This window comes from Leucobacter chromiireducens (assembly GCF_003917135.1).
In the GTDB taxonomy this organism is placed as follows: Bacteria; Actinomycetota; Actinomycetes; order Actinomycetales; family Microbacteriaceae; genus Leucobacter; species Leucobacter chromiireducens_A.
In genome coordinates, this window is record NZ_RPDI01000051.1 from 1 (window position 1) to 10195 (window position 10195).

At 71.7% G+C, this 10195-nt stretch carries 11 protein-coding genes; 3 read left to right on the plus strand and 8 right to left on the minus strand.

Annotated features, from left to right (window positions below):
- The 5 genes from EGM46_RS14015 to EGM46_RS14035 form a co-directional block, all read right to left on the minus strand.
- The coding region (locus EGM46_RS14015; RefSeq protein ID WP_206427592.1) for a sulfatase-like hydrolase/transferase at positions 1-574 on the minus strand (574 nt) is incomplete at its 3' end.
- 2 nt (positions 575-576) lie between these two features.
- A complete protein-coding gene (locus EGM46_RS14020; RefSeq protein WP_125100748.1) occupies positions 577-1371 on the minus strand; it encodes an ABC transporter ATP-binding protein in 795 nt (264 codons plus the stop codon).
- Positions 1368-2204: an ABC transporter permease gene (locus EGM46_RS14025; protein WP_125100749.1), complete on the minus strand. Its 837-nt coding sequence runs from the start codon at positions 2202-2204 to the stop codon at positions 1368-1370. The genes EGM46_RS14020 and EGM46_RS14025 overlap by 4 nt, the downstream gene beginning before the upstream one ends.
- Entirely contained in the window at positions 2204-2983 is a 780-nt protein-coding gene (locus EGM46_RS14030; RefSeq protein ID WP_125100750.1) for an ABC transporter permease, read from the minus strand. The genes EGM46_RS14025 and EGM46_RS14030 overlap by 1 nt, the downstream gene beginning before the upstream one ends.
- A 21-nt stretch (positions 2984-3004) precedes the next feature.
- On the minus strand, positions 3005-4024 hold the full coding sequence (locus EGM46_RS14035; protein ID WP_125100751.1) for an ABC transporter substrate-binding protein: 1020 nt from the start codon (positions 4022-4024) through the stop codon (positions 3005-3007).
- 207 nt (positions 4025-4231) lie between these two features.
- Between EGM46_RS14035 and EGM46_RS14040 the strand changes: the two genes are divergently transcribed.
- Together EGM46_RS14040 and EGM46_RS14045 are read left to right on the plus strand one after the other, a co-directional pair.
- Positions 4232-4837, plus strand: coding sequence for a TetR/AcrR family transcriptional regulator (locus EGM46_RS14040; RefSeq protein ID WP_125100752.1), 606 nt, complete (start codon positions 4232-4234; stop codon positions 4835-4837).
- Positions 4834-5880 (plus strand): formylglycine-generating enzyme family protein, encoded by a 1047-nt coding sequence (locus tag EGM46_RS14045; RefSeq protein ID WP_431194092.1) that lies wholly within the window; start codon positions 4834-4836, stop codon positions 5878-5880. The genes EGM46_RS14040 and EGM46_RS14045 overlap by 4 nt, the downstream gene beginning before the upstream one ends.
- Before the next feature lie 105 nt (positions 5881-5985).
- Here EGM46_RS14045 and EGM46_RS14050 read toward each other — a convergent pair whose 3' ends face one another.
- Positions 5986-7563, minus strand: coding sequence for a GMC family oxidoreductase (locus EGM46_RS14050; protein WP_125100753.1), 1578 nt, complete (start codon positions 7561-7563; stop codon positions 5986-5988).
- 204 nt (positions 7564-7767) lie between these two features.
- Between EGM46_RS14050 and EGM46_RS14055 the strand changes: the two genes are divergently transcribed.
- Positions 7768-8364 (plus strand): TetR/AcrR family transcriptional regulator, encoded by a 597-nt coding sequence (locus EGM46_RS14055; protein WP_125100754.1) that lies wholly within the window; start codon positions 7768-7770, stop codon positions 8362-8364.
- Positions 8365-8379: 15 nt separating this feature from the next.
- On the opposite strand, the gene EGM46_RS14060 is transcribed toward EGM46_RS14055, so the two are convergent.
- Together EGM46_RS14060 and EGM46_RS14770 are read right to left on the minus strand one after the other, a co-directional pair.
- Positions 8380-9483, minus strand: a complete 1104-nt coding sequence (locus EGM46_RS14060) for a phosphotriesterase family protein (RefSeq protein WP_125100755.1) — start codon at positions 9481-9483, stop codon at positions 8380-8382.
- Positions 9480-10195, minus strand: a 716-nt coding sequence (locus EGM46_RS14770) for a hypothetical protein (protein ID WP_206427593.1), incomplete at its 5' end; no start/stop codon positions are given. The genes EGM46_RS14060 and EGM46_RS14770, both read right to left, overlap by 4 nt.

A 10195-nucleotide genomic window follows, 5' to 3' on the forward strand; every position in this document is an offset into this window, starting at 1 on the left:
TGTCGCGGACGAGGCGGTGCGGGTGGTGGAGCGAGGTGAAGCCGTCCATGCTCCCGAAGTATCGGTCGAAGCCGCGCTGCAGCGGCCAGGATGAGCGATCCGCGCCGTCGTGCAGCCGCGACTCGAGCGTGAGGTGCCACTTGCCCACCGCGAAGGTCGCGTAGCCGCCAGCCCGGAGCGACTCGGCAAGAGTCGGCGCCGCGGCCGGCAGCTCGCACGTGAAGCCCGGGTACCCGGGATCCGTGTGCGCCACGAAGCCGAAGCCGGCGCGGTGCGGGTTCAGCCCCGTGAGGAGCGCCGCGCGCGCTGGCGAACACATCGGCGCCGTGCGGTAGTTCGTGAACGTCCACCCCGCGGCGGCGAGCGCGTCGATCGCCGGGGTGGCGATTTCGCTGCCGAACGGGCCGAGGTCGCTGAACCCGAGATCGTCGACGAGGATCACCACGATGTTCGGCGCGCCAGCCGCCGCTCGGGTCTGCTCCGGCCACCAGGGCGTCGAGTCGGAGGCGAACTCGGCGGCGCGCCCGCCGAACTCCTCGTAGCCGCGCGCACCACCGCCGCCCGCGTCGCCCACGCTCAGCCGGCCTTTCGGATGAGCGCGAGGATCTCGCTCCGCAGCTCGGCGAACTGCGGGAGTGCGCGGGAGGCGATCTGGTCGCGCTCCTCCCCCAGGTCGATGTCGAGGATCCGTGTCACGCGTGCGGGGCGCTCGCCGAGCACGATGACCCGGTCGGAGAGGTACACGGCCTCGTCGATGTCGTGCGTGACGACCAGGATCGTCATGCCGAACTGCTCGCGCACGCGCAGGCAGAGATCCTCAAGCTCGAATCGGGTCTGCGCGTCGACGGAGGCGAAGGGCTCGTCCATCACGAGCACCTCGGGGCGGTAGGCGATGGCGCGCGCGATCGCGACGCGCTGCTGCATGCCCCCGGAGAGCTGCCACGGGTACTGGGCTTCAGCGCCGGCGAGGCCCACCGCGGCGAGCGCCTGGCTGACGCGCTCCTCCCGCTCCGCAGCGGGGAGGCGGAGGTGGCGCAGCGAGAGCCGCACGTTCTTCTCGACGGTGAGCCAGGGCATCAGCGAGCGCGTGTACTCCTGGAACACGAGCGCCATCTCCTCGGGCGGGCCGTCAATCAGCGTGCCGTCGATGCGCGCGGACCCGGAGGAGATCGGCTGCAGCCCAGTGAGGCACTTGAGCAGCGTGGTCTTCCCGATCCCCGACGGACCGACGATGCAGGCGATCTCGCCGGCGCGGACGTCGAAGGTGAGGTCGGCGATCACGGGGACGCCACCGCGCTTCGTCTCGTAGGTCTTGGCGAGGCCCTGCACGCTGAGTCGCACGGGCGCGTCGCTGAGCGCGATCCTGGTCATAGATTCTTCTCCTGCTGTTGCGATGCGATGTACCAGCGCAGCACGCTGCGCCGGAGGAGGGTAAACAGGGCCGTCGTCGCGTAGCCGATGACCCCGAGCGTGAGGATGCCAGCCCACATATCCGCGATGGCGAAGGACTGCTGCGCGAGCAGCGTCCACGCGCCGAGGCCGGTTGAGGATCCGAGCATTTCGCTCGCGATCATCACGACGAACGCGGTGATGAGGCCCACCTGCATCCCGGAGAGGATCCGCGGGCTCGCCGCGGGGAGGGTCACCGCGAAGACGCGGTCCGCCCAGCCGAGCCGGTACACGCGCGACACCATGCCGAGCGTCTCGTCGGCGCCGCGGATCCCGTCGATCGTCGAGATGAGCACGGGAAACAGCGCGGCGAGCGTGATCGAGATGATGCGCGTCTCGTTCCCGAAGCCGATGAGCGACACGAAGATCGGCACGAGGGCGACGGGTGGGATCGCGCGGAAGAAGTGCACCGTCGGCTCGACGAACCATGCGAGCGGGCGCACGAGGCCGAGCGCCGCGCCCAGCAGCACCCCGAGCGCGCTCGCAAGCGCGAACGAGAGCAGCAGGTTGCCGAGGGATGAGCCGACGTCGAGCCAGAACTTCGGGGTCTGCGCGACGGCGATCAGCCGTTCGAGGATCGTCTGCAGCGGCGGGAAGAACGCGTTGCTCGAGCCGGCGGAGGCGAACCACCAGGTTGCGAGCAGCGCGAGCGGCACGAGGATCTCCGCGGCGATGAGGGCGCCGCGCGGGATCCCGAGCCCGGGCTGGCGGCGTGCCGCGCGGGTGCGCGTCGGGATCGAGGACGTGAAGACCATCAGGGACGCTCCGTTCGGTACTGGGGGTGCCAGTGCAGGAGGCGGCGCTCGCCCCACTGGCTCAGGCCCTGGAAGACGAGGCCGAGGGTGCCGAGCAGCAGCACGTATGCGAACAGCTGCTCCTGGTTGCCCGAGAGCTGGGACAACAGCAGGCTCTGGCCGAGCCCCGGGCCGCCGCCGAGCAGGCCGGCGACGACCGCGACGATGAGCGCGGTGGGCGCGGCAACACGCACCGCCGTGCCGATGTAGGGCAGGGCGCTCGGCAGCACGATGCTGGTGAGGATCTCGACGCGGCCCATGCCGTATGAGCGGCCCGTTGCGCGCGCGACGGGGTCGGTATCGAACACGCCAGCCGCCGTCTGCACCGCGATCGCGACGAAGCAGCCGAACGCGACGAGGAAGATTCCCATCCCCGCGGTCGGGCCGAGCACGAGGGCGACGACGGGCAGGATCACGATCGGCGGGATCGGCTTCAGGAACTCGAGGGGGACGCGTGTGGCGTGCATCGCGAGCGGGGACACGCCGATCCCGACGCCGATGAGGACACCGGAGGCGACGGCGATCGCGAGCCCGCTGAGCGCCATGAGGACCGTGTCGCCGATCGCGACCCACACCTCCGGGGCGCCGAGGAGGCGGAGGAGCGCGGTGAGCGACTCCCCCGCCGTCGGCAGCGGCGAGGCCGCGAGCGGCCCGACGGTCGCGGCGAGCTGCCACACGGCGAGCGCGGCGAGCACCCCGAGCGCGCCGGTCCCGGCACGGAGCAGTGATGTTCGGTTCATGGGTGTGTCTCGCCCGCTCCGCTAGTCCGAGACGATGACGCCGTCGAGGTCCAGCGGCGCCGCGAGGAAGCCGAGCGCGGCCATCTTCTCGTTGGGCCGTTCGAGGTCCTCTGACAGCACGGCCGCCGGCCACACCGGCACCTTGACGTCGGCGATCTCGAGTGGCGATTCCGTTGCGTCGAGCCCGGCCTGGATGGCCTCGTCCGGGTGCGCGGTGGCGTAGGCGTTCGACTTCACGATGGCGCGCTGGAACGCGGCAACGGCGTCGGCCTTGCGCTCGAGCGTCTGTGCGCCAGCGACCCACAGCCCCGTCGCGCCGGTCTCGAAGAAGCCGATCGATGGCGCGGCGAGCTGCAGCGCACCGGCGGCCTCAGCCTCGGTGGTGAAGGGGCTCACCAGCCCGGCGGCGTCGACTTTACCGCTCTCGAGCGCGGACACCGCCGAGGTGAAGTCGAGCACCACCCAGTTGACGCCCGTCTTCGGGTCGATGCCCGCGTCCTTGAGTTCCCCGGCGATCACGACCTCCAGCTGCGCGTTGCGCGCGGGGACGGCGATGGTCTTGCCCGCCAGGTCGGCGATGCGCTCGATCCCGCTCGCCGCCGCGGCGAAGAGTCCCGTGTCATCGAAGTTCGCGGCGTCCGCCTCCGCGACGGGCTCAGCCGGGTACCCGTCGGCCGCGCCGACGACCCGGAGCTCGACGCCCTGGCTGAGGGCATTGAGGAGCGGGATGCTCGGCGAGTAGGCGATGTCGACCTGGCCGCCCTGCGCCGCGGCGAGGCCGGCCGGCGGGTTGGCTACGATGGAGGTCTCGATCTCGAGCCCCTCCTCCGCGAAGAAGCCCTGCTCGATGCCCGTGAGCAGGCTGCCGTCTGAGGTCAGCCCGATCGTTGCGACGCGCAGCGTTTCGGTGCCGCCCTCGCCGCTGGAGCCCGGCTCGGTCCCCCCGCCCGAGCCGGCGGATGCGGTCGAGCAGCCGGCCAGCGCGAGCGCGACTCCGGCGACGAGCGCTGCGGCTCGCAGCGTCCGAGTACGTGTGTTCATTGGTCGACTCCTTCGTCGCTCCTGGACGGCTCGGTCGAGTCGCCACGATCTTAAAATCACCAGACGGTGACTAAAGAATATGCCCTCGATCCCCGCAGAAAGATCACAGGGAGATAACGTTTAATCACCACGTGGAGATTTTCTGCGCGCTGCCGGGCGCTCGCCCCGCGGCTCTCCTAGGATCGAGTCACCAGGGAGGTGCGTGACATGCCCAAGATTGTCGATCACGACGAGCGGCGCGCGGAGATCGTGCAAGCGGTTACGAGGATCATCATCCGCGACGGCTTCGACCGCGTGACCATGCGCGGCATCGCGGCGGAGATCGGATACGCGCACGGCGCGCTCGCGCGGTACTTCCCCGACAAGAAGAGCCTGCTCACCGCCGCCTACCTGCAGGTGTTCAACACCTCGCACGCCGAGACACTCCGCCGCGTCGGCGCGATCCGGGGGCTCGACGCGCTCCGCGAGATGTCGCGCGTCCTCCTCCCCTTCGCTGGCATCGGAGCCGAGAAGTCCCGCGTCGTGCTCTCGTTCTGGGACCGCGCGGCGCAGGACGAGTCGCTCCGCGAGATTCACACCGAGGCCATCGTGCGCCGCCGCGGACTGATTCGCCGCTTCCTCACGGAGGCGGCAGAGGATGGCGAGCTCCGGGCAGACCTCGACCTTGAGATCGCGATCGAGGAGGTCTCCGCGCGCAACGCCGGCTGGCAGATGCTCGCCGTGCTCGTGCCGGACGCTGCGAGCGACGACAAGCTGAGCGCGAGCCTCGAATCCCTGCTCGACAGCTTCCGCCCCTGCGAGGCGCGCGCGTGACGGGCGACGGACCGCACGGCGGAAGCTGCTGCACCCCCGCGCGGGCCCCGCACGACCGCGCCGCGGCGCCGCGCGCGGCGGCCACCGCATCGCACGTGCCGCACGTGCCGCAGCGCGAGCACCGTATCGCCCAGCGCAGCATCCCTCGCGGCAGCTTCACCATGGGCGATGTGCAGCACGACGGGATCGCGGCCGACGGCGAGCTTCCGCTCCACGAGGTCACGCTCGACGCGTTCGAGATCGATGCGACTACGGTCACGAACGCCGACTTCGCGCGCTTCGTCGCGGCCACGGGCTATACGAGCGACGCGGAGCGCTTCGGGGTATCCGCGGTGTTCCACCTGCTCGTTGATGCGCCAACCGAGGCGATCCTCGGGCCGGTGCCCGGGGTCCCGTGGTGGATCTCCGTGCGCGGCGCCGACTGGCGCAACCCGCACGGACCGGCGCCGCGCGGCACGCACCCAGCCCCCGATCATCCCGTGGTGCACATGAGCTGGCACGACGCGCAGGCCTACTGCGCGTGGGCCGGGCGCAGGCTCCCCACCGAGGCCGAGTGGGAGTACGCGTCCCGCGGCGGGCTCGACCGCGCACGCTTCCCCTGGGGCGACGCCCCGATCGACGGCAGCGACGGGGTGTGGCGCGCGAACGTCTGGCAGGGCACTTTCCCAGCACACAACTCCGCGGCCGACGGCTGGATCGGCACCGCGCCGGCCGAGCACTACGCTCCGAACGGCTATGGCCTCTTCCAGACCGTCGGCAACGTGTGGGAGTGGTGCGCCGACGGTTTCGCCGCCGACGCGTACGAGCACCACGCCGGGCACGACCCGCGCGGGCCCGAGCAGGCGAGCGAGCGCGTGCTGCGCGGCGGGAGCTACCTCTGCCACCCGTCGTACTGCAATCGGTACCGCAACGCCGCCCGCTCCCGGAACACCCCGGACTCCACGATGGGCAACGCGGGATTCCGCACGGTTTCGCTCCGCGCGGCGCCCCGCGGGCCGCTGCTTCCGCTGCGCGACCTCAGCGCGACGCCGCACGAGCGCTGACCCGCTCGCCCCGCCAACCCAAGCGATTCGGCGTATCACAGGCGTATTCCGCGATTCGGGCTTGGAAATGCCGGATCGCTTGGGTTGGCGGGCGGCAGGCCGCCGCTAGCGCTCGCCGGCGAGCGTGAAGCGCGCGCCCAGCTCCCCGATCAGCACGGCCGGCGCGTTCGTGTTGCCAGTCGTCACCCGGGGCATGATCGACGCGTCGATGACGCGGAGCCCCGTCACGCCGTGGACCGCGAGGCGCGGCGACACCACCGCGAGCTCGTCAACACCCATCTTGCAGGTGCCCACCTGGTGGTGGTAGGTCGCGACGGTGCTGCGCACGTAGTCGACGAGATCCTCGCCGTCGCCAACCTCGGGCCCCGGGTACACCTCGGTCGCACCCCACCCGCCGTCGGCCGGCGCCGCCGCGAGCGCCGCCTGGCGCCCGATGGAGCGGCACTGCCGCACCGACGCGACGAGCGAGGCGACGTCGTCCGCGTGGCCGAGCGCGTCGAGGTCGATCTCGATCGGATCGTCGACCCCCGGCCCGGAGAGCGTGATCGAGCCGCGCGCCTGCGGCGTGACGAGCCCCGCCATCAGCGAGAAGCCGTCGCCGCTGCGCGGCTCAAGGGTGTCACCGTACATCGGCACCGAGAAGTTGATGGGCTGCGTGTCCGGTCGATCGAGCTCGGGCCGGCTCTGCCAGAAGAGGTGCGTCTGCGTTACGGACACCCCGGGCTGCGGCGGGCCAACCGGCGTCTCGGTCTCGAAGATCACGGGCGACAGCAGGTGGTCGTGCAGGTTCTTGCCGACGCCGGGGAGATCGACGCGCGGCTCGATGCCGACGGCGCGGAGCTCGTCGGCCGGGCCGATCCCCGAGCGCAGCAGGACGCGCGGCGAGTCGATCGCCCCCGCGGCGAGGATCACCTCGTCGGCGAAGAGCTCGCGCGTCTCGCCGGCCTGGGTCACACGGACCCCGACCACGCGAGGCTCGGCCCCTGGCTCCTGATCCGAGGCGAACAGCAGCTCGTCGACGCGCACGCCGACCTCGACGGTCACACGATCCCGCACGGGTTTCAGGTACGCCATGTAGGTGTTGAGCCGCTCGCCGTCGCGCACGGTGATCTGCTGCTGCGAGATGCCCTCGAGCGAGGCGCCGTTGTAGTCGGGGTTGTGCGCGAGGCCCTCCTGCACTCCGGCATCGATGATCGACTGCTGGATCGGCGACAGCGCGTAGTCGTCCGTCACGTCGAGAAGCCCCTCGCCGCCGCGCAGCTCCGATGCGCCGCCCGAGAAGCGCTCGATGTCGCGGTAGACGGGCAGCACGTCGTCCCACGCCCAGCCGGGGTTGCCGAGCTCGGCCCAGTGGTCGAAGTCCTGCGGGGCGCAGCGCACCCAGATCATCGCGTTGAGCGCGTGCGAGCCGCCGAGCACCTTGCCGCGCGGCAGGTGCATGCGACGCCCCGCTGCGCCGGGCTGCGGGGTGGTGAAGTAGTCCCAGTCGTCGGCGCTGTGCCACAGCTCGCCCATGCGGCTGAGGTCGTGGATCGCCGGGTTGGTGTCCTCACCCCCGGCCTCGAGCACCGTGACGGTCACGCCGGCGTCAGCGAGGCGGCGTGCGACCACCGATCCTGCGGAGCCGGCTCCGACAACGATGACGCTGCGGGGAGCTGAGTGAGCGGGGGCCTGAGCCGACATGGGGATCCTCTCTGACGCGGCACCGTCGCACGCGTTTCCACTTCGAGGCTGGCATGCGGCAGACGCGGCGCACGAGATCCGCCGGCGAGTTCTGCCCGCTCAGTCAAGCTTTCTGCGGCGCACGACAAGCCGGACGGCCACCCCGACCCCCAGAGTTTTTCGTCTACAATGGAGGATATCCACAGTGCGGGGAGAGGACAGGGCATGCCCAAAATCATCGATCATGATCAGCGCCGAGCGGAGATCGTCGATGTGACCTGGCAGTTGATCGTCGAAGGCGGCATCGAGGCGGCCACCATGCGCGAGATCGCCGGGCGCGCGGGCTTCGCGAACGGCGCCCTCAAACACTACTTCACCGGCAAGGATCAGATCATCCAGGGCGCCTACGAGCGCTCGCTCACGAGCCTGAGCGAGCGGCTGCTCGCCCACGTCGGCGACGCGCGCGGGATCACCGCGCTCGAGATGTTCATGCGCTACACGCTGCCGATTGCGGAGGAGGACACCACCGCAGCGCGCGTGCTGCTCTCCTTCTGGGAGCGGTGCGCGTTCGGCACCGAGCTGGCGGGCGGCTACGACCCGCACCTCGACAGCTGGCGCGCTGGCTGCCTGCGCTACCTCGCCGAGGGGCGTGCCGACGGTGACATCCACTCGCCGCTGCCCGACGAGCAGCTCGCCGACGAGATCATCATGATGAACATCGGCGCGACCGTGATCCGGGTGGTCAGCCCCGACCGGCTGAGCGCCGAGGCACTGAACGCGCAGGTGACCGAGTTCATCGCGCGCATCCGCCGCTCGGCCTAGCGCTACGCAGGCCGCTCACGCGCCGCCGGTGGCCCGGAAGGCGAGCAGCCTGGCCGGGTTATCCACCATGATTTGCTCGAGTGCGCGCTCCGACACCCCGAACTCGGCGAGCGTCGGCAGGAAGTGCTCAACGATGTAGCCGTAGCCGTGGCCACCGAAGCTGCGCAACTGCACGCGCTGGCAGACGTCTCCCCCGAGCACGAGCTGTGCGCCCCAGCCGTCGGCGACGAGCTCGGCGAAGCCGCGCGCGATCCCGCGGTCCGTGAACGGGAACAGCGTGCCCCACGGACTGCCCGTCGTGCCGAGGAAGTCCGCCTCGACGCTCACGCCGCGCGCGAGGAGGCGGCGCGCGAGCGGCAGATCGTCGGCGATCGTGCCGGCGTGGCCGAACACCACCCCGCGCGGGTCGGCGCCGGCCTCCTCGAGCGCGTCGAGCACGCGCAGCTTCTCCTCCCCGAAGCCGCCCATGTGCAGCGTGATGGGCGCGCCGGTGAGCGCCGCGGCGCGGCCGGCGGCGCGGACGCTCCGCATCTCCGCCTCGGGCACCGGCGCCCCCTCGGCCCCGACCTCGCCGATCACGCCGGCCCGGATGCCGGAGCCGTCGACTCCCCCGACGATGTCGGCGACGATCTCGGCAACCAGCTCCTCGTCCGAGCGCTCAGCGAAGTCGCGCGGGTGGAGGTCCTGCTGGTACCAGCCGCACCCCATGACGACGTGCAGGCCGGTCGCGCGGCTGAGCCGGGCGAGCGCGCGCGGATCGCGGCCGACACCGGCCGGCGTGACCTCAACGATCGCGCCGCCGCCCTGCTCGGCGAACACCGCGACCTCCTCGCGCATCTGCGCGAACTCACCCAGTACGTCGTTCTCGGCACTCACCTGCCCGCCGCGCACCGCGGCGAGGGTGTCGAGGGTGAGCGGCAGCTGCGCCGCATCGGCCCACTCACCCGGGCGAGGGTTCGCCGAGTGCGCCGGCCGCCGCATGTCGAGGAACACGTGCTCGTGCATGAGCGTTGGGCCGAGCACCGTGGGGAGCACGGGGCCCAGCACGGTCTGCACGCGACCGCTGAGGTCGGGGATGGTGAGCTCGTCGAGCTGGATCGCTGCGCGCTGCCCGGTCATGCGTGGTCCTCTCGGTGGATGCGCAGGACGCGAGCGAGGTTCGCGCTGCTGGCCCCGCGCAGGAGATCGGGCGATGCGCCGAGCCTGCCGAGATACGGCAGGAACCGCGTGTGCACGAACTCGAGCCCGCCGCCGCCGTACTGGCTGAGCCGGTGCTTCGTGCGCGCGCCGGCGCTCAGGGTGATGAGCTGAGCGGCGCCGCGCTCGGCCGCGCGGAGGATCGCGAGCGCGACGTCGTGATCCGACACGACCGTCCGCACGCTCGGGATCTCCCCGATGCCGCCGAACACCACGCTCGCGCCGTGCGCGCCGAGGAGGTCGATGAGCGCGTCCAGCCGCGCCTCGTCGACGCCAACGCCAGGCACCCCCGGCGCGTGTTCCGCGGCGATCAGCCCGGCGGCGTCAGTGACGAGCACGCGCGCGGCGGCGAGCCCCGCACGCTCGATTCGCCCGAGCCCCGCCGCAAGCTCGGCGAGCGAGGCACACGGCGCGAGGGCGAGCGGGAGGCCGGCGGCCGCCGCGGCTGCAGCTGCGTGCTCCAGCAGCGCGGGATCGGTGGCGGCGACCGCGCCGACGATGCCGGCATCGCCGAGTTCGGGAGTGCGGCGTTCGGTGACGCCGAGTCCGGCATCGCCGATCCCCACCTGGGCCTGGCCAGCGCCGCGCACCACCGCAACGCCGCTCGCGCGGGCGGCGCGCGCCAGCGCGCGGC